The sequence below is a fragment of the Nodosilinea sp. LEGE 06152 genome (assembly GCF_015207525.1).
Lineage (GTDB): Bacteria > Cyanobacteriota > Cyanobacteriia > Phormidesmidales > Phormidesmidaceae > Nodosilinea.
Genome location: NZ_JADEWR010000005.1, coordinates 191,294 through 213,811, shown reverse-complemented (window position 1 = coordinate 213,811; position 22,518 = coordinate 191,294). Strand labels below are relative to the sequence as shown.

Genomic DNA, 22,518 nt, shown 5'->3' with positions numbered 1-22,518 from the left:
AGTTCTGCATTGCCCTCAACACGCGGGGTGGAACCTTCAGGCTTTAAGCGACGTCACAAAACTTTAATGTTTATGCGTCGTAACGTATACTACCGAAGACACTGGTGTAGGAGCGATGCAACATGTCGGCGGCAGCTGAGCCCCTGACGATTCGAAAAACGGTACCCCCCGAGTTATTGAAAACTGAGGGCGGGCTAAGTTTGAACAGTCTCATGTTTATAGCCTCCGTTGGGCTCATGAGTCTGTCTACGGTGGGCTATTTTTGCTGGCACTGGGCTAGCTGGTGTGTGTTTCTAATGAATGTTTTGTCTCTGCACCTGGCGGGGACGGTAATTCACGATGCCAGCCACAACTCGGCCCACCGCAACCGGGTGGTGAATGCTTTGCTGGGTCACGGCAGTGCCTTGATCCTGGGGTTTTCATTTCCGGTGTTTACGCGGGTGCACCTGCAGCACCACGCCCACGTCAACGATCCCGAAAACGATCCCGACCATTTCGTGTCAACCGGCGGCCCCCTGTGGCTGATTGCGGCTCGCTTTTTTTACCACGAAATCTATTTCTTCAAGCGGCGGCTGTGGCGAAACTGGGAGCTGCTGGAGTGGTTTTTGGGCCGTTTTGCGGTGGGCCTGCTGGTATTTATGGCCTGTCGATTTGACTTTTTGGGCTATCTCTTCAACTACTGGTTTTCGCCTGCCCTGGTGGTGGGTATTGCCCTAGGCCTGTTTTTTGACTACCTGCCCCATCGGCCGTTTCAGGACCGCGATCGCTGGAAAAATGCCCGCGTTTACCCCAGCCCCGTTCTCAATCTGCTGATCATGGGCCAGAACTACCACCTGGTGCACCACCTGTGGCCCTCAGTGCCCTGGTACAAGTACAAGCCCACCTACGAGGTGATGAAGCCTCTGCTCGACGAGAAAGGGTCACCCCAATCGCTAGGGCTGCTGCAAATGAAAGATTTCTTCGGGTTTCTCTACGACCTGTTTTTGGGTATTCGCCTGAAGAAGCATTGACTCCGGCACAACCCCAGTAGGGGCACAACATGCTGTGCCCCTACTGGGGTTGTTAACCCGTTACTACCAGATCGGGGCGCAGGTCGCGGGCACCGCGCAGGTAGACGTGCTGCACCTTGCCGTGGAGCACAGGAAGCTGCACGTGCATTAGAATGCGGATGCAGCAGGGCAGGCTGCCTTCAACGTGCATGTGCTGCACATCCAGAAGGGCGACATTGTCCCACTGGGGGCGCTGACGGGCGATCGCAGCCGGGAACACAGCATCCAAATCGCGGGTGACCGAAAAGGTGGCGCTAATAATGTAGGTGGGGTCGAGGCGGTTGCGCTCCTCCACAGCGTCTACCAGCTCTGTCACCGCCTCCCGAATGGCCCCCTCGGTATTTTCTGATACCGTCACTGCTCCTCGAATTGCCCACACTCGCCAGTCCACGCTGCAACCTCCAAAGGTCATTCTTCAAGGCCCCAGAGGCACCATGCGGGCAACTGAGGAAGAGAATTGACTGCATTTTACCGCTTAATCCTACCAGGCTCGCGATCTGACCAGTGCCTTAAGGGGTAGATACAACTACGCCCTTAGGGGCGATACAGCCATAGGGGAATGCCGCTGGTAGAGCGCTCAAACTCCAGCCATTCGAGGGTGGCACTGAGGGCGGGCACGGCCAGTTGGGGGTAGGGCAGGCTTGAGGCTCCAGGCAGAATGAGGCTGCTGTTGCCGGGCACCAGCCGCTTCAGCAGCGGTTTTTTCTCGTCGAAGGTAATGCACTCGGCTTTCTCGGGGTCGAGCCCGACCAGTTCGGCGGCCCAGCGACGGGCGTCTTCTTCGCTGCCCAAGCGGTCTACCACGCCCAGCTGGAGCGCCTGTTCGCCGGTAAAAATGCGGCCGTCGGCGAAGGTGCGTACGGTGTCTTCGCTGAGTCGGCGGGCCTCGGCCACGGTTTTGACAAACTGCCCGTAGCTGACGTCAATCAGCTCTTGCAGAATGCCTTTTTCGGGGTCGGTAAGCTCGCGATCGAAGGCCAGAATGTCTTTGTAGGGGCCAGACTTGATCACCTTAAACGACACCCCAACGCGATCGAGCAGGCGCTCCAGGTTGTTGCCCCGCAGGATCACTCCAATGCTGCCGGTGATGGTGCCGGGGTTGGCCATGATATGGTTAGCCCCCATACCAATGTAGACGCCGCCCGAGGCGGAGATATTGCCGAAGCTGGCCACAATTTTGAGCTTGTCTTTGAGCCGCTGCAGAGCCGTGTAGATTTCCTGGGAGTCGCCGACGGTACCGCCGGGGCTGTCGATGCGCAGCAGCAGCGCCGGAAAGCGCTTTTCCTCAATTTCTTTGAGGGCTTCGAGCACGCGCTTGCGGGTGGCGGCGGCGATCACGCCAGTGACCTCAATGCGGGCAATGGACTTGCGAAAACGGGGCGAAAACGGCCAGACCATAGGGGTTAAAGCAAACCTAAACGAATTCAAGGACAGACGGTAGCCAACGAGCCCCTGGGGGACTGAGGTTAGCTTTCAATTGTAGCCAAAACCACACTGCGCCGGGGCAGCGCGCTGTAGCGTCGGAGCGGGGGCTGTGCCTAGCTGGGCGCAGCCGATCCCGAACTGCGTTAACATTCCTTAAAGAAAGTCTCTGGCCGCCGCGATCGCCCTCTGGGCTAACTTTTGGGCTAGTTCTTAACGACCTCACCCCCTCTCCCTATGGATTCAGCCGCCGCTCCCTCAACCGCCGCCCGTAACCCCATTGTGCTCATTGCCCCTTTTTTCCTGTGGGGTACCGCCATGGTGGCGATGAAGGGGGCCATGCCCCACACCACACCGTTCTTTATGGCCGGTACGCGGCTAGTGCCTGCCGGGGCCGTGGTGTTGCTGGTCAGTTTTCTCCTGCGGCGGCCTCAGGCCATTAGCCGTCGGGGCTGGCTGTGGATAGCGCTTTTTGCCCTGGTCGATGGCACCCTCTTTCAGGGCTTTTTGGCGGCGGGCCTGCAGCGCACCGGGGCAGGCCTAGGCTCGGTAATGATCGACTCGCAACCCCTGGCGGTGGCGGTGATGGCGCGAGGCCTGTTTGGCGAACACATTGGTGCCCTGGGCTGGATTGGCCTGCTGTGGGGCATTGCGGGCATTAGCCTGCTGGGCCTGCCCGACGAGTGGATTTTTGCTCTCTTCCATGGCGATACCACTTGGCTAACGGGGGGCACCGCCCTCAATACCCTGCTGCAGGGCGGCGAATGGCTGATGCTGCTGGCGGCGCTGTCGATGGCGACGGGCACCATTTTGATTCGCTACGTGTGTCGCCACGTTGACCCCGTGGTGGCTACCGGATGGCACATGGTGCTGGGCGGTCTGCCGTTGTTTGGTCTATCGGCCCTGGGCGAGGTGCAACCCTGGCAGGGGTTGACCGGGTTGGACTGGAGCGCGATCGCCTACTCGACCCTCTTTGGTAGCGCCCTGGCCTACGGTATTTTCTTCTTCCTGGCGGCTCAGGGCAACCTCACCAGCCTCAGCGCCCTCACTTTCTTGACTCCCGTGTTTGCGCTGCTGTTTGGCAATCTATTTTTGGCCGAAACCCTGAGCTCGCTCCAGTGGTTGGGGGTGAGCTTTACCCTGGTCAGCATTTACCTGATCAACCAGCGCGACGCCCTCACCCAGAAACTGCGGCAGTGGATGCTGGCCTATGGAGCGACGGCTTCTTCGGTAGAGCCAGATTAGGGGAAGAGTAGGCGGATGAGTGAGTAGGAGCATGGGGGCGTAATATTGATCATCCCCTCACCTAATTCTCTCCCAACTCAATCGCCAATCGCATCTACCCATCCACCCGCCCACCCATCTACCCGCCTACCCGCCCACCYAWSMRMCMRCCTCCTCCCATAGATCGCTCTGCCCCCAGCGGGGTAAGTTACCTTAGGGGCATCCGCACTGGGTAACCGTCACCGCCAGCTATGGGCTGTCATGAACATGAGAATGCTATTGCCAGGATGTAGGCTCGGCCCCAGCGGCAGTCGTGCGGTGGCCCTGGCCCTGATTGCCGGTCTGTCGGCCTTGGGCATAGGAGACGTATCCCCTGCCTGGTCAAGAACCGCCGTCCTACCGAACCTAGGAGAGCAACGGGCAGATTTTATTGCTCAAGCCAATACACCAATTCAGACGAACGCCTCCTCTGCTCCTAACCCGGTGCTGCTGCAGCCGGGGGCAGAGGGCGATGAGGTGATGATGCTACAGCGGCAGATGCGGCTGCAGGGCCTTTACCAGGGAGCGGTGGACGGACGCTACGGGGAGGAAACTAAGGCGGCGATCGCGGCCTTTCAAACCAGCGTTGAACTTCCCCCAACGGGCACCCTCGACCAGGCCACCTGGCAGCGCATGAGCACTCCCCAACTGCTTGCGAACGATGCCTCAGCGGCAGCGGACCTGCCAGTGCTGTTACCCAGTGCCGAGGGTGACGCTGCACCGCTTGAGGTACCGGAGGCAGAGTCTCTAGAACCGGCTACCAATCCTCCGAACCGTCTCAGTCGTCGCCTGGGTTGGTTCATGGTGGGCGGCCTGGCGCTGGCGGTTTGCCTGGGGGGCTGGCTATGGCTAGGCCAAGGAAAAAGGCGTTCTAGAGCGGGCAATTCGCCCACCGTGCTGCCTGAAACCAATCTGCCACCAGCTTTAGACCCAGCGGCACCTGAGGCCCCAGCCGCCACCGACCTGCCGCTGGAAGCCACTACCCGCTTGAGTCGCGTGGATGTAGTCGATTCTTTGGTACATGAGCTAGGCAGCGCCGATAGCTCAGTGCGCCGCCACGCTATTTGGGAGCTGGGGCAGCGGGGCCATTCCGACGTTATTCAGCCCTTGGTAAATGGGCTTTTAGAGGCCGACTCCCAGGAGAAAAGCCTGATTTTGGCGGCTCTAGCGGAGATTAGCAGCCGCAGCCTCAAGCCCATGCACCGCGCCCTGGCCCTAGGGCTGCAAGACCCCAGCCCCGAGGTGCGCAAAAACGCCATTCGCGACCTCAGCCGGGTTTACGATACGGTGGTGCAGCTCAGTCATATGCTCGCCCACGCCAGCCAAGACCCTGACCCTGGGGTGCAAGAAACCGCCCGGTGGGCGTTGACCCAGCTCAACCGCATACCCACTGCTCCCTACCCCAGCGAACCCACCGCTTTGGAAGCTGCCTACGACGACGATCGCCAGAGGCCAACTCACGAGGGTCGTCGTATTCCGCCCTCCTAAGGGGAATTTTGGATTTTGGATTTGGACAATGGACTGAACCTGCTCTAAAAATAGCCGTTCCCTGAGCGAGGTCGTTGGTGTTCGCGAAGCGAGTGCTGGGCACTCAGCCGCTCCAAAGGGGCTAGGGAATGGCTATGGCTGTTTTTATTGTTGAGGGTGCTGCGCTAGCGGCATGGACGATTGGTATAAGTAGAATTGCCAATCCAAAATTACCGATCCAGAATTACCGATCTAAAACTTCAAGCACCGTCTTTTCCTGCCCTACCTACGTTTACCCCCGCCCATGCCATCCCCCCGCCGCCTGCTCTTGATCTCAACTCCCGTAGGACCGCTGGGGTCTGGGCTAGGGGGCGGTGTCGAGTTGACCTTGCTTAACCTGTGCCAGGGGTTGAGGGCGCGGGGGCACCAGGTAACAGTGGCGGCACCAGAGGGGTCTAGCCTGGCCGATGTGCCTGTGGTGGAGGTTTCTGGTCAGCTTCAGCCTACAGCTCACACCCAGGGGCGCAACGCTCTGGTTACTCTCCCGGCTGACAGCGTGTTGGGCAACCTGTGGCGCTACGCCCAGCAGCAGCAGGAGCAATTTGATCTGATCGTGAACCTGGCCTACGACTGGCTGCCCTTTTACCTGACCGAGTTTTTTGATACGCCAGTGGCCCACTTTGTCACTATGGGCTCTCTCAACGACGCAATGGACGAGGCTATTCAGCAGGTGGCGCGGCAGTTTCCGGGGCGGCTAGGAGCCTATACCCGCACCCAGGCCGAGACCTTTGGGGTGGCCGATGCCTTTGCAATTCTCAGTAGCGCGATCGCTTTAGAGCAGTACGACTTTTGCGCTACCCCCGGCGAGGCCCTGGCCTGGCTGGGGCGTATTTCGCCTGAAAAAGGCCTGGAAGATGCGCTGGAGGCCGCCGAAATGGCCCAGGTGCCGCTCAAAATCTTGGGCAAGCTGGAGGACGCCAGCTACTGGCAACAGCTCTGCGATCGCTTTCCCCACGCCGCTGACTACTATTTGGGCTTTTTGCCCACCCGTGAACTCCAGCAGGTGCTGCGCCAGTGCCGTGCCCTGGTGATGACCCCGCGCTGGATCGAAGCCTTTGGCAATGTGGCGATCGAGGCCCTGGCCTGTGGGGTGCCGGTGATTGCCTACGCCCGCGGCGGCCCCGCTGAGATTGTGCAGCAGGGTAAAACCGGGTGGCTAGTAGAACCTGACTCGGTATCGGGGCTGGTGGAGGCGATTAGGAAGATTGACCAGTGCGATCGCCACGCCTGCCGCCGCCAGGCCGAAACTGACTACTCCCTCGAGGCCCTAGCCCTCCGCTTTGAGCAGTGGTTTGAAACTATTATCGGCCGTACATAACCCTACTGGGCCTGGGCCATGGAGCGCTGGCCCAGCTGCTCTAGACGCACAAAGTCGTGGTGTAACGCCTGGCGTAGCGAGCGATTTTGAGGGTCAACCCGACGGGCCTTTTTCAAACAGGCTTCGGCCTTTTTAAGGTTGCCGGTACTGAGCAGGTCGTGGCCCCAGCGGTAGTAGGTAATGGCGTGCCACTGACGAATTTCTGGATCGTCGGGGAAGCGCTGGGCGAGCCCTTCGACTAAAGCCACCGCTCGGGGAAAGCGCTGCCCTCGGAAGAACTCTCGCAGCTGCTTAAAGCTGGCCACCTTGAGCTGTTGATCGGCCTCAGAACCCCCCGGTGTTGGGCTGACGGTCAGCTCAATCTCCTGCTCCTGTGCTTTTGTCTGTACGGGCGGCACCTGGGGAGCGACTGGGGCGGGTGCTGTTGGGGCCGCTGGGGCCGGTTTGGGGGGAGTCCGCTGAGCTATGACGGCCTCAGGGGGAAGCGCATTCACCAACGCTTGGTACGCCTGGGTGACCTGAATAAATTTTTCCTTCGCCAGCTGGTCGCCGGGGTTGGTGTCGGGGTGGTAGAGCCGGGCCAAATTACGATAGGCCAGCTTGACATCGCCAAAGCTGGCCCCGGTTCTAAGCCCTAGTATGCGGTAGTAATGCGCCAGCGCCATGGTTCGCTAACTCTATAGCAGGGGTACGTGTGCTGCCCCTATTCTGCCAACTCTAAGCGAAAATGGCGCAGCGAATTAGACCGTAGCCGGCACAGGAGCAGCAAGCTCCTGGGTGCGCTCTTCAATCACGCGGTCGATTAGGCCATAGGCAACGGCCTCCTCTGCCGACATGAAGTAGTCGCGATCGGTGTCCTTTTGAATTTGCTCAATTGAACGCCCGGTGTGGCGAGACATCATCTCGTTGAGTTCTTGACGCACCCGCAGAATCTCTTTGGCCTCGATCGCAATGTCGCTGGCCTGGAGCCGCTGCCGCCCGGTGCCACCCATGGGCTGGTGAATCATAATGCGCGAGTGGGGCAGAGCTACGCGCTTGCCTTGGCTGCCCGCCGCCAACAAAAATGCTCCCATGGAGGCCGCTAGACCCAGGCAAATGGTGACCACATCAGACTTGATGTACTGCATGGTGTCGTAGATGGCCATACCTGCCGTCACCGATCCACCGGGGGAGTTGATGTAGAGGTAGATGGGCTTGGTGTTGTCGTCGGAGTCGAGGTACAGCATGGCGGCCACAATGGAGTTGGCCAGGCTGTCGGTCACCTCTTGACCCAGAAAGATAATCCGCTCCTGGTTGAGGCGGGTGTAGATATCGACCCACTGGGAGTACTGGCTACCGGGCAAACGATAGGGAACTTTGGGAGTGCCGATGGGCATAGTGCTCTTTCAACCTAAAAACAAAACAACAGAACTGGAATGAGCCAAGACCGCCTTTAGGGGCGATCGCGCCTGAATATCGCGCCTGAATCTTGAGTGCAGCTTGGCGTTGGGTCTAAACGCCCACTCCGGCAGCCACCGGCAGCTCTTTACGGCTGGCCAACACCCGGTCGATAATGCCGTATTCCTTGGCTTCTTCGGGGTTCATGTAGAACATCCGGTCAGAGTCGCGCATGACCTGATCCAGGCTCTTGCCGGTACTCTTGGCGAGAATGTCCATCATCGATCGCTTATTGTCGAGCACCTCTTTGGCCCGAATTTCGATATCGGTAGCCTGACCCTGGGCACCGCTGCGGGGCTGGTTAAGCACAATGCGAGCGTGGGGCAAGCTGGCCCGATAGCCCTTGGTGCCTGCGGCCAAAATTACCGCTGCCGACCCCATCGCCTGACCAATGCAGATAGTGTGCACCGGGGGCTTGATGTAGTTCATGGTGTCGCAGATGGCAAAGGCTTCGGTGTCGTAGCCAATCATGTTGCCGTCGTACCAGGAGGTGCCGGTGGAGTTGATGTAGAAGAAAATGGGTTTGTCGGGGTCGTCAAACTGCAAAAACAGTAGCTGAGCAATAATTAGCTCGGTGACGTCAATACCCACCTGCTGCTTAATGTCGTCCCCTGAAAAGAGGGGCAGCCCCAGATAGACAATGCGCTCTTTCAGCAGCAGTGAGGGTAAGTCTGGGGGCGGCGTGCGGTACGTTGCATCGCCATACGGTGCCTGCACGGCTTTAATCTCTAAACTCATAGACCGAAGACGCCCAAATACGGCATTTGAACAGTGTAACGCGGGATTGAGCCGGGTTCGACGCCGCCCCCAAGACGGATATCCTCACCTCAGGTTCTACCTAAATGCACACCCGATTTCGCCCTTGTTATAGATGAGGTGTCGATGGGCTTAGCTCTACGGTAGAAGTAAATCACGTTAAGGAACTTCTACTATGTCTATTGAAGATCGCGCTAAGGCCACCGCTAAGAATATAGAAGGCAAAATGCAGGCCGCCGCTGGTGAAATTACAGGCGACCCGAAAGATAAAGCCGAGGGTGAGGCCAAGCAAGCCGAGGCTCAGGCCACCCATGCCAAGGAAGATGTGAAAGATTCTCTGAAGCGAGCGATCGACTAGGCAATACAGCGCTAGCGCTTACGCTTGAGCGTTGCCTAATAGCGTTTGGGGCGGCCAGTGGCTGCCCCTTTTTAATGGCCGCAATAACGACAGCGTAAAGATGCTTTGGAACTGTGGCTGGTGGCCAAGTTGGCGAGTAGATTTCAGTTTGGGGGCCAAAATGGGTTCCCTAAACCAGGGAGAGTTCCTGTCTACCGCTGGGATATACCGCGCCTATGTTCTCTATTTTTATTCTGACCCACAATGAAGAGCGAGATATTGCCGCCTGTATTGAGTCGGCACTGCTGTCAGACGATGTAATTGTGGTGGACTCGTGCAGCAGCGATCGCACCCAAGCGATCGCCACCCAGTACCCCATTCGCTTCGTCGAACATCCCTTTGCCAGCCACGGCCATCAGCGCACCTGGATGCTCGAACAGGTGCCCTACCGCTACGACTGGGCCTACATTCTCGAAGCCGACGAGCGCATGACGCCGGAGCTGTTTGCCGAATGTTTGGATGCGATCGCCAACGGCGATAAAGTCGGCTACTACGTAGCCGAGCGGGTGATGTTTATGGGCCGCTGGATTCGCCGCAGCACCCAGTTTCCCCGCTATCAGCTGCGGCTGCTGCGGCGGGGCAAAGTGTGGTTTGACGACTACGGTCATACCGAGCGCGAGATCGTAGACGGCCCCACCGGCTTTTTGCAAGAGACCTACCCCCACTACACCTGTAGCAAGGGGCTCAGCCGCTGGATCGACAAACACAACCGCTACTCCACCGACGAGGCCGCCGAAACCCTGCGGCAGCTTCAGGCGGGCCGCGTGGATTGGCAGGCTCTATTTTGGGGCAAATCTGAAGTCGAGCGGCGGCGAGCGCTGAAGGATCTCTCGCTGCGACTGCCCCTGCGCCCCCTGACGCGGTGGCTCTACATGATGTTTATTCTCGGTGGCTGGCGCGACGGCCGAGCCGGGCTAGCTTGGTGCACCCTCCAGGCGTTTTATGAGTATTTGATTGTGCTCAAGGCGCGAGAATTAATGCATCCCGAATACCTGACCGGGGTGCAACCTGGTGAGGAAGTTGTTGGCTTGAAGGACTTTCCTGCTGATGTTGCCGCTATAGAAAATAGCGCCGCCTGACTAAATGTTGGGGCGTCACCAGTACAGCAGGGCAGGTCTGCCGTAGGGGCAAACACCGTTTGCCCTGAACTGGATCAGGCCACTCTCCACCAATACCGCCTGCCCTATAAGCAGGTGTAGCCAAAAACGCGGGACAGAGCCAGAGCTGCCGCTGGGGGTATTTCGACTGTCCCCAGCCCCCGCTCGACCAGGAACCGTCGCCCTCAGTAGGGCGCAAACGTAAACTTAGCAGTGCACAGACCCAACAGAAGGTTTGGTCTGTGCACTGCTAAGTTTGGAGGGTAGATTGGTCGCAGTTTGGAGGCTACCGTTTAGAGCAAGGACCAAAACCTCACCCACTCATCCAGCCACCCACTCCCCTGCAACGCTATCGTAGGAAAATGAGTGAATACCGGGTAAAACGGGTTTCGCCCCCCAAAAAGAAGGCGTCGTGGCGCAACCTGGGCGAATCATTGGGGATGTATCGCTACGGGCAGCGAGCTATTCAGCTCGTGTGGCAGACCGACTGGCGGCTGACGGTGGCGCTGGGGCTGCTGACCCTGGTGGCAGGTTTGCTACCGGCGGCGATCGCCTATGTTGGAAAGCTAATTGTAGATGGCGTGGTCAGGGCGGCCCAATCGGGATTGGCGGTGGATCGCCAGGCCGCGCTGATGTACCTGGCTCTAGAAGCTGTGCTGGTGGCGGGGTTAGCGGGGGCGCGGCAGGGCTTAACCCTGTGCCAATCGCTGCTGCGGGTGCTGCTGGGGCAGCGGGTCAACGTGATGATTCTTGAAAAGGCCCAGACCCTGCCGCTGACCTACTTCGAAGATTCTGAGTTTTACGACAAGATGACCCAGGCTCGGCGCGAGGCCTCGGCTCGGCCCCTGGGCATGGTGAATCGCACCTTTGGGGTGGTGCAAGATGTGCTGTCGCTGGTTACCTTTGGGGGATTGCTGCTGCAATTTTCGGGCTGGGCGGTGGCGCTGCTGGCCGTGGCCACTCTGCCCGCCTTCATCGCCGAAACCCAGTTCGCAGGGGAAGCCTTTCGCCTGTTTAAGTGGCGATCGCCCGAAACCCGGCAGCAGGTTTACCTGGAGGCGCTGCTGGCCCGCGAAGACTTTGCCAAGGAGGTGAAGCTGTTCGGCCTGGGGCCGCTGCTGCTAGAACGCTATCAAAATATTTTTCAGCGCCTCTACAGAGAAGACCGCAGTTTGACGGTGCGCCGCAGCGGCTGGAGCTATGGGCTGGGCCTGCTGAGCACCGTATCGTTTTACCTGGCCTACTGCTGGATTGTGCTGGAGGCGATCGCAGGCCGCATTTCCCTGGGCGAATTAACCATGTACCTGACGGTGTTTCGCCAGGGGCAAACCACCTTTGCTAGCACCCTGACGGCGATCGGCGGCATGTACGAAGACGGGCTCTACCTGGCCAACCTCTACGAGTTTCTCGAACAGCCGGTGCCAGAGGACATGGGCACCGCCGATCGCGGCCCTGACCCGACCGATGGGCTGCGGTTTGAGCATGTGTCATTTACCTATCCGGGCAGCGATCGCCTGGCCCTAGAGAATGTCTCCTTTCACCTGAAGCCGGGGGAAAAGATGGCGATCGTGGGGGAGAATGGCTCGGGCAAAACCACCCTAATCAAACTGCTTACCCGTCTTTACACGCCTTCCCAGGGTCGTATTCTGCTGGATGGCCGCGACCTGCAAGAGTGGGATGCCGACGTGGTGCAGCAGCGCATCGGCGTAATTTTTCAGGACTTTGTGCGCTACCAGTTTAAGGTGGGCGAAAATATTGGTGTTGGGGATGTGAGCGACTTTGAGGATGCCCAGCGCTGGCAGGTCGCGGCCGCCAAAGGCACCGCCACCGAGTTCATTGAGTCGCTGCCCGACGGCTACGACACCCAGCTCGGCAAGTGGTTCTTTGGTGGTCAGGAACTCTCCGGCGGCCAGTGGCAAAAGATTGCCCTGTCTCGCGCCTTTATGCGCACCGACGCCGACATTCTGGTGCTCGATGAGCCGACTTCGGCAATGGATGCCGAGGCCGAAACCCGTCTGTTTGAGCAGTTCCGCGAAGCTACCCAGGATCAGATGGCGATTTTAATCTCCCACCGCTTCTCGACGGTTCGACGGGCCGACAACATCATTGTGCTGGCTAACGGCAAACTGATCGAACAGGGCAGCCACGAGGAGCTGCTGCGGCAGAACGGTCGCTATGCCCGCCTATTCACCATGCAGGCGGCAGGGTATTTGTAGCCCACCAGATCCCAGGGTTCTAACCCTGACTGGCAAACCCCGACAAAGCGTAGAAGAACCCTGGGAATCTACCTCGCCAATCAAACCATCTCGTTGATGGGTCAGCTTATGAATGAACCCACATAGGCACGCCACAACAGGCAACCTGAAAGTACCATAGGCTGATGACAACCAACGGGACGGAGGAACGTACAGGCTATGTTAACCGACTTGCAACAGCGCAAATTGACCAAGCTATTTAGCATGTACGACTCTGACTACACCGGAGTACTGGTCAAAAAAGACTTCGAGCTGATGTTTAAAAAGCTCTCTACCCTGCGCAACTGGTCCTTGCGATCGCCCCGCTGCCTGGTGCTGCAAGATAAGCTCATGCGCAAGTGGCAGGGGCTCGAAAAAAAAGCCGACACCGCCCACAACCATCAGGTTTCCCGCGCCGAATGGCTGGCCTATTACGAGGACGGCCTATCCGACACAGAGCTTCATGCAGAGGACATTATCAGCCTGATGGATCTGATCTTTGATGTCTTTGACCAGGATGAAGACGGCAAAGTTAACCAGGAAGAATGGGGGCAGCTGCTAGCCGCCTTTAACGAGTCGCCGGTCTATGCGCCCCTAGTGTTTCCGCCGCTCGATACCGACCAGGATGGCTGGCTGACCAAGGCCGAGTTTTTGGAGCACTTCAGCGCCTTTTGCTGTAGCGACGATGCCGACAACCCGGCCAACGGTATGTTTGGGCCTTACTAGAATTCCTTAGAATCGGCTTTACGGCCTTGCACGAGCGGAGCACTGTACCCATGAACCCAGCCCTCTCGACAGAAACCCAGCTTTTGACCTTTGAGGACTATCTGCGCCATGACGATGGCACCGATACCCGCTACGAACTGGTGAACGGAGTGCTGGTGGAAATGCCCCCAGAATCGGAAGAAAACAACGACATTGCCCGAAAGCTACTGTTTGAACTGGCGAAGCATATACCCATCGCCCTCTTGGCTCACAAGGATACGGAGATTGAGGTCACCGGACGCCGTGCCACGGGCCGCATCCCCGATTTGCTGGTACATACCGAAGCCTCGAAGGCTGCTGTAGCGGGGGCAACCCGCGCGACCATTACCCGCGATATGCCGCCCCCGGCACTGGTGGTGGAGGTGGTCAGCCCTGGGCAGGCCAACCGAGAACGCGACTACCGCTACAAACACACCGAATATGCGGCGCGCGGCATTACGGAATACTGGATTGTCGATCCAGAAACCCAGCAGGTGACGCTGTGTCTGTGGGTGAGTGGGCAGTACGAAGACCGAGTCTACAGCGGGGCAGAACCGCTGCAATCTACTGTAGTGCCAGGGTTTGGGCTGACGGCGGTAGCAATTTTTGAGTGAGTGGAATTGCACCCTTACTCCTACACCAGATCCCAGGGTTTTCTGGGAAGCTGGAGTAAATTTGTGGCAAGGCGCAGAAAACTCCTGGGCCTTCTCCTGCCATAAGCAACACCCTGCCGCAGAAACCGGGTTTCTTCTGCGGGTAGGCATAGGATGCTGCCTTTTGACCCAGAAACCCGGTTTCTAAATCTAGATTTTCGCTAAAACATTACCGAAATTTGGGCTGAGCCCTTGTAGTTTTAGGAAACACAGCGCTTTTCGTTGTCATGAGACATGCCGGAAAGCCGTTCTGATCCCCCTAGCCCCTTGCGGTAAAAGGCCAATCATGTACCCCCTTAATAGGGGGGGCAGGGGGGATTACAAACCCTAGCTCTACAACAGCCCTGCCCATCATGCAACGGCTTACCGCCAAAGAACTACAGCGCCGCTACCGCGCCGGAGAGCGCAACTTTGCCGAAGTAGACCTCAGCGGCGAATCGCTGCGCGGCATGAACCTAAAAGGCATTGACCTCAGCGGTGCCGACCTCAGCCGCACTGATATACGCGGCACCCAATTTGTAAATGCTAGCCTTCAAAGCACACAATTTGGCCAAGCCAGAGCAGGACTGCAAGGGCGGTGGTTAATAGGGAAACTTGCCTTTAGTCTTTCGTTGGCGATACTGTTTAGTTACGCCACCTCATCCACGATTTCTCAGTTTGTTGTATTCCAGTTATTTCAACCAGTAATATTTGAATATATTTCTGACTTGCATTTCATTTTTCTTATTTCACCTAGTTTTTTGACACTATTTATTTTGTTAGGCATGTTCGCTTCCATTGTCCGTCAGGGGCTGACCTTTAAAACCCTGACCACAGTTTTATTGCTAAGTTTTATCGCATCATTGACAACAGTATTCACAAGCGGAGGCCTGCTTACAGGAGCATCTATAGTTGCACTTATAGCCGCAACCGCAGGTTTAGTCGCAGTCATACTCGCAGTTGTGGATACAGGTCCAGTATCAGGTACAATCGCAGTCATATTCACAGTTGCAAACGTAAATATAGTCCAGCGTAGTGTCGGGCTATCAGCTATAGGTGCAGGTGCAGTCGCAGGTACAGTCGCAGGCGCAGTCACATTTGCAGTCATAGTCTTGAACATCTATGTAGCCTGGCGCTCCCTCAAAGGTGATAAAGATTTTGCGGTGATACGTGTGTTTGCCCTAGCGATTGGTGCTGTTGGCGGCACCTCCTTTGCCGGGGCCGATTTAACTAGGGCCTGTTTTGCTCAAGCCATTCTTAAAAACACTAACTTTGCCGCCTCGCGCCAGCATTCAACGGTGTTGACTAACGTGCGCTGGGAAAAGACCAAAAAACTAGATCGAGCGAGGGTAGGTAATTCTATTCTGCAAAATCCTCAGGTGCTTAAGTTAGTGGTAACACTAAATGGGGCTAATCAAAATTATTTCAACACCAATTTGCGCGGTGCGAACCTGGTAGGTGTAAACCTAACAAACGCTAACCTAAATGGTGCAATTCTTAGCGAAGCGGTGCTTAGCGGTGCCAATCTGCAACATGCTAATTTGACCGAGGCCAGTTGCATTAGCACCGATTTTAGCAGTTCTTCCTTGACTGGAGCCACCTTAGAAGCTTGGAACATTGAAAGCTCTACCTGTTTAGATAACGTTCACTGCGATTATGTTTACCTACTTCACAACCAACGAGAGCGCCGCCCCAGCAGTGGCAGCTTTGCCCCTAGCGAATTCAGCAAACTCTTTCAAGAAGTGCTCGACACCATCGATCTTATCTTTCAAAACGGCGTCGATTGGAAGGCCTTTGTACAAACCTTTAAAGATGTTAAAGTCGAGCATGAAGGAGCCAATCTAGACGTTTTAGGATTTGAAAATAAAGGTGATGGCGTAGTTGTGGTCAAACTACAGGCATCCCTAGGTGCCGATAAGTCGGCCATCCACTAGAGCTTTATGCAGCGTTACAAAAAAGCCCTGAAGAATGTAGAGAACTTTTACAAAGCCAAATTGCATGCCAAGGACCGTGAAATTGAGATTTATCGAGAGAAAAGCAACGATTTCTTTGAAATTGCAAAGCTGCAAGCCCAGCAAACGATCAATGTCAAAGCCATTGCAGGAAACAACAACGTGAACGACCACAGCAACAATCTCAACATCACTGGCAACATCACCAACTCCACCGTTAGCTTTGGCGACATCAACGCCCAGGTCACCAACCAGATCAACCAACTACCCGCCGCGGCCCCCCAGCAACCCGACCTCAAAGCTCTGCTCAGCCAACTGCAAGCTTTGATTCAGAGCGACAGCCAGCTTACCGACGCCAGCAGAGCCTATGCCCTAGAGCAACTGCAAGCCCTGGCCACTGCCGCCCAAAATCCCCAAGACTCCGCCATGAAGAAAATTGCCAAACAATCCATGACCCTGCTCAACAACATTTCCAGCGTCGCTGGCTCCATTCAGATGGGCCTATTCATCAAGCAAGCCTGGCCGCTGATCGCTGGCATCTTTGGACTGTAGAGATTGAGCCATCCGGCTAAACTTGAAGTACCTATTTATGGTGCGTAGCGCTATGACTACAACCCTACTTAAGCCTTCGTCCATCCTGCCCGAGGGTCTGTGTATTCAACAGGTCAACAACCTCACCCTCTTCAAATTTACTGACAAGCTGGGCGATCGCATGCAAGAACTGCTGGACAAAAAAAAGGCAGATACACTCACTGCTGAAGAAAGCCTCGAACTAGAAACCATTGGCGAACTAGACAATATCTTCAGCTACATCAATGCCGTCATGGCTGCTCAAGCCCATGAGCCTTCCTAAGGCGCTGCGTTTTCAGGTGCGTCAACGGGCGCAGTTTCGGTGTGAGTACTGCCATTATCCAGAGCTTTTAAGCTCAGCCCCGCTATCCATCGACCATCTTCAGCCGCAATCGTTGGGTGGGACAGATGACCTCGACAATCTTGCTCTCGCCTGCCGCCGCTGCAACGAAAGGCGTTACAACTTCATCGCAGGTATCGATCCAGAAACCGGTGCAGAGACTGTTTCGTTTAATCCTCGGCAACAACGCTGGGCTGATCATTTCATCTGGTCAGCCGACGGAACGCTTCTGCTTGGGGTTACCCCTACAGGTAGGGCTACTTGCGATCGCCTTGACCTCAACGACAATCGCCGCCCTGATAAATTTATTCAAACCTGTAGACAACTGTGGAGCATGAGCGGATTACATCCCTCAAAGGACGATCCGCAGCAGTCAGAGTAAGTTTTTGTCAAAGCTGCAATGGGCATCTTAAAGACTTGTCAAGGCTTTATTAAGACACCTTTCTAGCTGGGAAATAGAGTGATATAAACGAAAGTAACAGCATCAATCCTCGGTATCCCGACCGGAAAACCGTAGGTTCCGGTTGTAGCCCTTCAATCACCGTTCGCTCCCGGCTCTAGCAAAGGCTATTAACTCACTTCCGTTGCTCTCAAACCACCGCTCTCAACGATCGCCCATGACCAGCCTCACGCCCCTCCCCGGCCCCGACGATCGCTTTTACTACTTTGCCTATGGCTCCTGCATGTGCCCAGTCGATTTAAAGCGCTCCCTGGGCGAGAGCACCCACGATTACGTGGTTGGGCCAGCCACCCTGGCTGGCTATCGACTTGGGTTCTTTCGGCGATCGCGCCTGCGCAACTGCGGCGTGCTCGATGTCGTTCCCGACCAAAATTCTACTGTGCAGGGCGTGCTTTACCACCTGCCCTGGCGGCTCAGCCCTGCCCTCGACCTGCGCGAAGAGGGCTACTGCCACGAAACAGTGTCAGTAACCTGCAACGGCCGAGCTTACGCCGAGACCCGCACCTACTCGGTCATCAGCAAGACCCACGCAGAAATTGCCCCCAACGAGTGGTACTCCAGCGTGGTGATGCGCGGTGCCGCCACCTGTGGGCTGCCAGAGGAATATTGCTGGAACCTGTTTCACCACATTCACTCACTGCAACGGCGGCAGGCCCCGGCGACGCTGCAACGCACGGCCTAACTCCCTAGCAACGGGTCGGGGCATTCCCTATAATGGGGGCACATTCTAACCCTTCACCCCCGCCAAGCCTGTGACCCAAACGCCGCTTTCGCCTCGCCCCGCTGTCACCGATGCTCGCCCCGATGCCCTGGGCCGCTTTGGCCAGTTCGGTGGCAAGTACGTGCCCGAAACCCTCATGCCCGCCCTCTTTGAGCTAGAACAGGCGTTTTACCAGTACCGCGACGAGGCTGACTTTCAGGCTGAGCTAAACGGGCTGCTCAAAGACTACGTCGGTCGCGCCACCCCCCTCTACTTTGCTGAGCGGCTCACCGCCCACTACCGCCGCCCCGACGGCAACGGCCCCGACATCTACCTCAAGCGCGAAGATCTCAACCATACTGGGGCGCACAAGATCAATAACGCCCTAGGTCAGGTGCTCTTGGCCAAGCGCATGGGCAAGCAGCGCATCATTGCCGAAACCGGGGCGGGCCAGCACGGGGTAGCTACCGCGACGGTGTGTGCCCGCTTTGGCTTGCAATGCGTCATCTACATGGGCGTGCAGGATATGGAGCGTCAGTCGCTGAACGTGTTTCGCATGCGGCTGATGGGGGCTGAGGTTCGCGGCGTGACGGCGGGCACCGGCACCCTCAAAGACGCCACCTCCGAGGCAATCCGCGACTGGGTGACGAACGTGGAAACTACCCACTACATTCTCGGTTCGGTGGCGGGGCCGCACCCCTACCCCATGCTGGTGCGCGACTTTCACGCGATTATTGGCGAAGAGACCCGTGCCCAATGCGTCGAAAAATTTGGCGGTCTGCCCGACATTCTGATGGCCTGCGTCGGCGGTGGTTCCAACGCCATGGGCTTGTTCCACGAGTTTGTCAACGAGCCCACGGTGCGGATGATTGGCATTGAGGCAGCGGGCAGTGGTGTGGATACGGGCAAGCATGCGGCGACGCTGACGGCGGGCCGAGTGGGCGTGCTCCACGGGGCGATGAGCTATCTGCTGCAGGATGGCGACGGTCAGGTGATTGAGGCCCACTCCATCAGTGCCGGTTTGGATTACCCCGGCGTTGGCCCTGAGCACAGTTTCTTAAAGGATGCGGGCCGCGCCGAGTACTACAGCGTTACCGACCAGGAGGCGCTGGATGCCTTCCAGCGAGTGTCGCGCCTAGAGGGGATTATCCCCGCCCTCGAAACCGCTCACGCTTTCGCCTATCTGGAAACCCTGTGTCCTCAGCTGACGGGTAACCCCCGCATTGTGATTAACTCCTCGGGCCGGGGCGACAAGGATGTGAACACTGTGGCCAAGGCACTGGGCGGGCTAGAGTAATATGGCCGACGGTTTTGAAATTTGCGATCGCGATCTCACCCCCGACCTGCTGGCCCGCTACCAGCAGGCCGATGCGATCGCCTGCGACACCGAGACCATGGGGTTGCTGCCGCTGCGCGATCGCCTCTGTCTGGTGCAGCTCGCCGACCCCGATGGCCATGTGGCGGTCGTTCGCATTGAGCTGGGTCAAACCGAAGCGCCCCTGCTCAAAGAACTGCTGGAAGCCCCCGAGATTCTCAAGCTCTTTCACTTTGCCAGGTTCGATCTGGCGACGCTGAAGCACAACCTGGGCATTGCCGTCGCGCCCGTGTTTTGCAGCAAAATTGCCAGCAAGCTCAGCCGCACCTACAGCCCCCGCCACGGCCTCAAAGAGTTGGTCAAAGAGCTAGAGGGCATCGAGCTTGACAAGACGGCTCAAAGCTCCGACTGGGGCAATGCCATGAACCTCTCCGAGGAGCAGCTGCGCTACGCCGCCAACGACGTGCGCTACCTGCACAGCATTCAGCAGACCCTGACCACCATGCTCAAGCGCGAGGGTCGTTGGGAGCTAGCCCAGGACTGCTTTCGCTGTTTGCCCACCTTCGTCGCCCTCGATTTGCTTCAGTACCAGGGCGTGTTTGAGCATTAAGAACGGGCGTTTTCTGAGCAGAGTTGTTTGTCTTGCGACAGGCTCCGCCAACGCGGAGCGTTCTACAGGAAAGGGAAAGCCCGTTTAAGGCACGCCTGCGGTCGGCAGACAGGTAAGATGGGCCTATTCATCTCGCCAATTGATCGACGACTAGGAGAACGATTATGAGCGTTGACAGCAAAGACTTTCAAGACGAGTTGCAAAAGGCGATCGACTACGCCCACCAGATCACCGCCGAGAAGGGTGAAACCTCTTCTGAGGCTGCTGCTGCCTGGGATGTAGTTGAAGAAATGCGGGCTGAGGTATCGCACCAGCACCAGAAGCCCAAGAAAACCGGCTTTGATCAGTATTTAGAAGAGAATCCTGAGGCCCCCGAGGGGCTCATGTACGACACCTAAGTCACGTACAACCTCTAGTTGCGTACCTTCCTCTGCGCTCTCTGCAAAGTTGCCCAGAGAGCGCTACTTTTTTGAGGCTGCGGCTGATTTGCATTAGAGATTTGCCTGGCTGGTGACAAGCCCGAAAATGGGAAGCATGACCCAAATCACCACCGTCGGGCAAGGGGCGATGTTAAGATAGGCAAGGTTAGTTTTCGGTAGATTTCGCTTGTTTCATTTCATTTCTGATTTCCGATACAGCTTTGTCTCCGTTTACTCGCTGCATTTGTACAGTAAGGAGACAATCTGATGTCACTCTATGTTGGTAACCTGTCCTACGATGTCACTCGCGAAGATTTGGAGCGAGTGTTTGCAGAATACGGCGACGTGAAGCGGGTAAGCCTGCCCACCGATCGCGAAACCGGCAAGCCTCGCGGCTTTGCCTTCGTCGATATGGCCGCTGAAGCTCAGGAAGACACGGTCATCGAATCGCTCGATGGCGCTGAGTGGATGGGTCGCGAAATGCGGGTCAACAAGGCTCGTCCCCGCGATGATGCCCGCAGCGGTGCAGGCGGCGGCAACGGCGGTAACTATCGCCGCACAGGTTTCTAAACGTCTGGCGCTTTTTAACACGCTTTAAACCTTCAAGGGTAGGTCGCAGTGACCTACCCTTTCTTTTTGAGTTAAAACGTATTTCGCTCAGGTACGACAGGAGAGCGATCAACCTGGGGTTGGGGTCTGCCATTGACGTCTAGATAGCCCAGGTCTTTCAGAAAAGCGTACAGCGCCGTAGGAAAGTCGGCGTACTGCTCTGCTACATCGCCATTGTCGTCGTAGGTTTCGAGGCCCCAGTCATCGGTGCGATCGTAGTGGGCTAGCATGTACTGCCAGGCGTTGCGGTACTGCCCCAGGCGAATGCTTTGGGCTACATAGCCCGCCAACACGCCATTTTTGTCGCTGCCGCGATCGGCAAACTCCGGGTCTTCTATCGTGAAGCGCATACCAGCCGCCATATCATCCAGGTAGTCGGTGAATTGGGTGGTGGTGTCGCGGTACTCCCCATTTTCGTAGGTGAGAATAACGCTGGGCGGATGCGACCCGGCGTAGGAGCTGAAGCTGTAGAAGAAAGCATTGTCGAGGGTGACAAACTCCATCAGCCCATCGCTGTTGAGGTCTACAAATTCGCCGCCGCCGCCGTCGAGGTAGCCAAAGTAAATGGGGTTAAACTGCTCGTCTTGCCAGGTGTAGGTGGTGTAGGCCAGGCAGCAGTGGGCACCGCCGGTAAAGGTTTGCACCACGACCTCTGGGGTACCGTCGCTGTCGAGATCCATCAGTTCTATGCCTGCAAACATAGCGGCGGTGTCGGTGGCTGTCAGCTGAAGCTCGTTGTTGTAAAACAGCTGCAGCGTCAGGTTATCGCCAATTTCCTCTGCCTCGTAGTTGATTGGCGTATAGCTGGCGACCACGCGAACAGGCCCCTGCTCGATTGCCCGATTGGTAAGCGCTTCGGTCTCGTAGTCGATTTCAATGCGAGGGTTTTCGGCCAGGGCGGGCAGGCTCAGGGTGACCAGACTACCGATTAACAGGCTTTTCAGGACGGCTTTCATCGACGGTTCGGTGTTTCTAATAACAGTACTTATTACGCAGTTGGCTCAGCTTGCCCCGGTAGCTTCTGAGGCTACCAGCGTCGCCAGTGGCGTTTGCCCACCACAAAAACGCCCAGCAGTACCCCCACCAGGAGCGTGTAAGACATAGTCACCAGCGCGGTGGGGATGGGCAAAAACCCTTTGACAAAGAGCACCAGGGCAATACAGGGCACCAGCGCCCACAGCACTCCGGTATCGATATAGACCTGGCGGGTAAACCGGCGTTCTAAAACAGCAAGGGCTAGAGCCCCGATCGCAAATCCAGCAGCGATGGGCAGCACCATAAACAGCAGCTGCATCAGCGGCAGTAGGCCAGGGCCAACGTTGGCTAGCAGCAGGGTTAACCCCTGGGCCAGCAGTAGGTCGGCTAGGGTTGCGATCGCTACCGCCGCCAGGGCTACCTGAAGCAAAATGACCCAGGGCAAGGATTTCAGCCGCCAAAAGGGGTTGCGCATAGTCTGAGCTGGAACGTTACGCCCATTATTGCGCCGAAACTGGAATTTGGTACGGTGCTGAGGCCACCGAGGCGGTTTGAATTGGCTGGGGCTGCTCAAAAGCAGGAATGATTGCTGTGATAAGTAAATCTTTGCGGTGCTAGGGCCTTAGATATGGGATAACAATAAATGCGGGTGCAGGCGGCGATCTGCTCCTTCTTCATACCCATTGTTTGGT

General features: G+C 57.0%; 26 protein-coding genes. 18 read left to right on the top strand and 8 right to left on the bottom strand.

What is annotated here, in order from left to right; genetic code table 11:
* Positions 1-122: 122 nt before the first annotated feature.
* A complete protein-coding gene (crtR, locus tag IQ265_RS10235; RefSeq protein ID WP_194053018.1) occupies positions 123-1,010 on the top strand; it encodes a beta-carotene hydroxylase in 888 nt (295 codons plus the stop codon).
* A 52-nt stretch (positions 1,011-1,062) separates the two neighbouring features.
* On the opposite strand, the gene aroH is transcribed toward crtR, so the two are convergent.
* Both aroH and sppA read right to left on the bottom strand, forming a co-directional pair.
* Positions 1,063-1,440 carry a chorismate mutase gene (aroH, locus tag IQ265_RS10230; protein WP_194053122.1) on the bottom strand — a complete coding sequence of 126 codons (378 nt, stop codon included), beginning with the start codon at positions 1,438-1,440 and terminating at the stop codon, positions 1,063-1,065.
* A 143-nt stretch (positions 1,441-1,583) separates the two neighbouring features.
* Complete coding sequence (gene sppA, locus IQ265_RS10225; RefSeq protein ID WP_194053016.1) at positions 1,584-2,447, bottom strand: signal peptide peptidase SppA; 864 nt, start codon at positions 2,445-2,447, stop codon at positions 1,584-1,586.
* A 261-nt stretch (positions 2,448-2,708) separates the two neighbouring features.
* On the opposite strand from sppA, the gene IQ265_RS10220 reads away from it, so the two are divergent.
* The 3 genes from IQ265_RS10220 (at position 2,709) to IQ265_RS10210 (ending at position 6,579) form a co-directional block, all read left to right on the top strand.
* Positions 2,709-3,716 carry an EamA family transporter gene (locus IQ265_RS10220; protein WP_194053014.1) on the top strand — a complete coding sequence of 336 codons (1,008 nt, stop codon included), beginning with the start codon at positions 2,709-2,711 and terminating at the stop codon, positions 3,714-3,716.
* A 252-nt stretch (positions 3,717-3,968) separates the two neighbouring features.
* Positions 3,969-5,222 carry a HEAT repeat domain-containing protein gene (locus IQ265_RS10215; RefSeq protein ID WP_194053012.1) on the top strand — a complete coding sequence of 418 codons (1,254 nt, stop codon included), beginning with the start codon at positions 3,969-3,971 and terminating at the stop codon, positions 5,220-5,222.
* A gap of 283 nt (positions 5,223-5,505) precedes the next feature.
* A complete protein-coding gene (locus IQ265_RS10210; protein ID WP_194053010.1) occupies positions 5,506-6,579 on the top strand; it encodes a glycosyltransferase family 4 protein in 1,074 nt (357 codons plus the stop codon).
* A 2-nt stretch (positions 6,580-6,581) separates the two neighbouring features.
* Here IQ265_RS10210 and IQ265_RS10205 read toward each other — a convergent pair whose 3' ends face one another.
* From IQ265_RS10205 to IQ265_RS10195, 3 genes are all read right to left on the bottom strand, one after another.
* Positions 6,582-7,244 carry a DnaJ domain-containing protein gene (locus tag IQ265_RS10205; RefSeq protein ID WP_194053008.1) on the bottom strand — a complete coding sequence of 221 codons (663 nt, stop codon included), beginning with the start codon at positions 7,242-7,244 and terminating at the stop codon, positions 6,582-6,584.
* A gap of 75 nt (positions 7,245-7,319) precedes the next feature.
* Positions 7,320-7,955, bottom strand: a complete 636-nt coding sequence (locus IQ265_RS10200; RefSeq protein ID WP_194053002.1) for an ATP-dependent Clp protease proteolytic subunit — start codon at positions 7,953-7,955, stop codon at positions 7,320-7,322.
* A 115-nt stretch (positions 7,956-8,070) separates the two neighbouring features.
* On the bottom strand, positions 8,071-8,754 hold the full coding sequence (locus IQ265_RS10195) for an ATP-dependent Clp protease proteolytic subunit (protein ID WP_194053001.1): 684 nt from the start codon (positions 8,752-8,754) through the stop codon (positions 8,071-8,073).
* A 193-nt stretch (positions 8,755-8,947) separates the two neighbouring features.
* Between IQ265_RS10195 and IQ265_RS10190 the strand changes: the two genes are divergently transcribed.
* From IQ265_RS10190 to IQ265_RS10165, 6 genes are all read left to right on the top strand, one after another.
* Positions 8,948-9,130, top strand: a complete 183-nt coding sequence (locus IQ265_RS10190) for a CsbD family protein (protein WP_106873209.1) — start codon at positions 8,948-8,950, stop codon at positions 9,128-9,130.
* A 215-nt stretch (positions 9,131-9,345) separates the two neighbouring features.
* The gene (locus IQ265_RS10185; RefSeq protein WP_228037761.1) at positions 9,346-10,248 is read left to right on the top strand and encodes a glycosyltransferase family 2 protein; all 903 of its coding nucleotides are present in this window, start codon (positions 9,346-9,348) and stop codon (positions 10,246-10,248) included.
* Between the two features lie 380 nt (positions 10,249-10,628).
* Positions 10,629-12,482, top strand: a complete 1,854-nt coding sequence (locus IQ265_RS10180; RefSeq protein WP_228037760.1) for an ABC transporter ATP-binding protein — start codon at positions 10,629-10,631, stop codon at positions 12,480-12,482.
* Positions 12,483-12,680: 198 nt separating this feature from the next.
* Entirely contained in the window at positions 12,681-13,226 is a 546-nt protein-coding gene (locus IQ265_RS10175; RefSeq protein ID WP_194053000.1) for an EF-hand domain-containing protein, read from the top strand.
* A 50-nt stretch (positions 13,227-13,276) separates the two neighbouring features.
* Entirely contained in the window at positions 13,277-13,858 is a 582-nt protein-coding gene (locus IQ265_RS10170) for a Uma2 family endonuclease (RefSeq protein ID WP_194052999.1), read from the top strand.
* Between the two features lie 392 nt (positions 13,859-14,250).
* A complete protein-coding gene (locus tag IQ265_RS10165; RefSeq protein WP_194052998.1) occupies positions 14,251-15,810 on the top strand; it encodes a pentapeptide repeat-containing protein in 1,560 nt (519 codons plus the stop codon).
* On the opposite strand, the gene IQ265_RS10160 is transcribed toward IQ265_RS10165, so the two are convergent.
* Complete coding sequence (locus IQ265_RS10160; RefSeq protein ID WP_194052997.1) at positions 15,781-16,002, bottom strand: hypothetical protein; 222 nt, start codon at positions 16,000-16,002, stop codon at positions 15,781-15,783. The two genes, IQ265_RS10165 and IQ265_RS10160, sit on opposite strands and share 30 nt — an antisense overlap.
* Here IQ265_RS10160 and IQ265_RS10155 point away from each other — a divergent pair.
* The 8 genes from IQ265_RS10155 (at position 15,991) to IQ265_RS10120 (ending at position 20,812) form a co-directional block, all read left to right on the top strand.
* Positions 15,991-16,380: a hypothetical protein gene (locus tag IQ265_RS10155; protein ID WP_194052995.1), complete on the top strand. Its 390-nt coding sequence runs from the start codon at positions 15,991-15,993 to the stop codon at positions 16,378-16,380. The two genes, IQ265_RS10160 and IQ265_RS10155, sit on opposite strands and share 12 nt — an antisense overlap.
* A gap of 52 nt (positions 16,381-16,432) precedes the next feature.
* Entirely contained in the window at positions 16,433-16,681 is a 249-nt protein-coding gene (locus IQ265_RS10150) for a hypothetical protein (protein ID WP_194052994.1), read from the top strand.
* A complete protein-coding gene (locus IQ265_RS10145) occupies positions 16,668-17,120 on the top strand; it encodes an HNH endonuclease signature motif containing protein (protein ID WP_194052992.1) in 453 nt (150 codons plus the stop codon). The genes IQ265_RS10150 and IQ265_RS10145 overlap by 14 nt, the downstream gene beginning before the upstream one ends.
* 235 nt (positions 17,121-17,355) lie before the next feature.
* A complete protein-coding gene (locus tag IQ265_RS10140) occupies positions 17,356-17,880 on the top strand; it encodes a gamma-glutamylcyclotransferase (RefSeq protein WP_194052990.1) in 525 nt (174 codons plus the stop codon).
* A 70-nt stretch (positions 17,881-17,950) separates the two neighbouring features.
* A complete protein-coding gene (gene trpB / locus IQ265_RS10135) occupies positions 17,951-19,195 on the top strand; it encodes a tryptophan synthase subunit beta (RefSeq protein WP_194052988.1) in 1,245 nt (414 codons plus the stop codon).
* Between the two features lies 1 nt (position 19,196).
* On the top strand, positions 19,197-19,823 hold the full coding sequence (locus IQ265_RS10130; protein ID WP_194052986.1) for a ribonuclease D: 627 nt from the start codon (positions 19,197-19,199) through the stop codon (positions 19,821-19,823).
* 164 nt (positions 19,824-19,987) lie between these two features.
* The gene (locus IQ265_RS10125) at positions 19,988-20,221 is read left to right on the top strand and encodes a Calvin cycle protein CP12 (protein WP_194052984.1); all 234 of its coding nucleotides are present in this window, start codon (positions 19,988-19,990) and stop codon (positions 20,219-20,221) included.
* Between the two features lie 288 nt (positions 20,222-20,509).
* Positions 20,510-20,812 (top strand): RNA-binding protein, encoded by a 303-nt coding sequence (locus IQ265_RS10120; protein WP_194052982.1) that lies wholly within the window; start codon positions 20,510-20,512, stop codon positions 20,810-20,812.
* Positions 20,813-20,883: 71 nt separating this feature from the next.
* Here the strand turns inward: IQ265_RS10120 and IQ265_RS10115 are convergent, their stop codons facing one another.
* Positions 20,884-21,807, bottom strand: coding sequence for a hypothetical protein (locus IQ265_RS10115; RefSeq protein ID WP_194052980.1), 924 nt, complete (start codon positions 21,805-21,807; stop codon positions 20,884-20,886).
* 71 nt (positions 21,808-21,878) lie between these two features.
* A complete protein-coding gene (locus tag IQ265_RS10110) occupies positions 21,879-22,301 on the bottom strand; it encodes a peptide chain release factor 1 (protein WP_194052978.1) in 423 nt (140 codons plus the stop codon).
* Positions 22,302-22,518 lie beyond the last annotated feature (217 nt).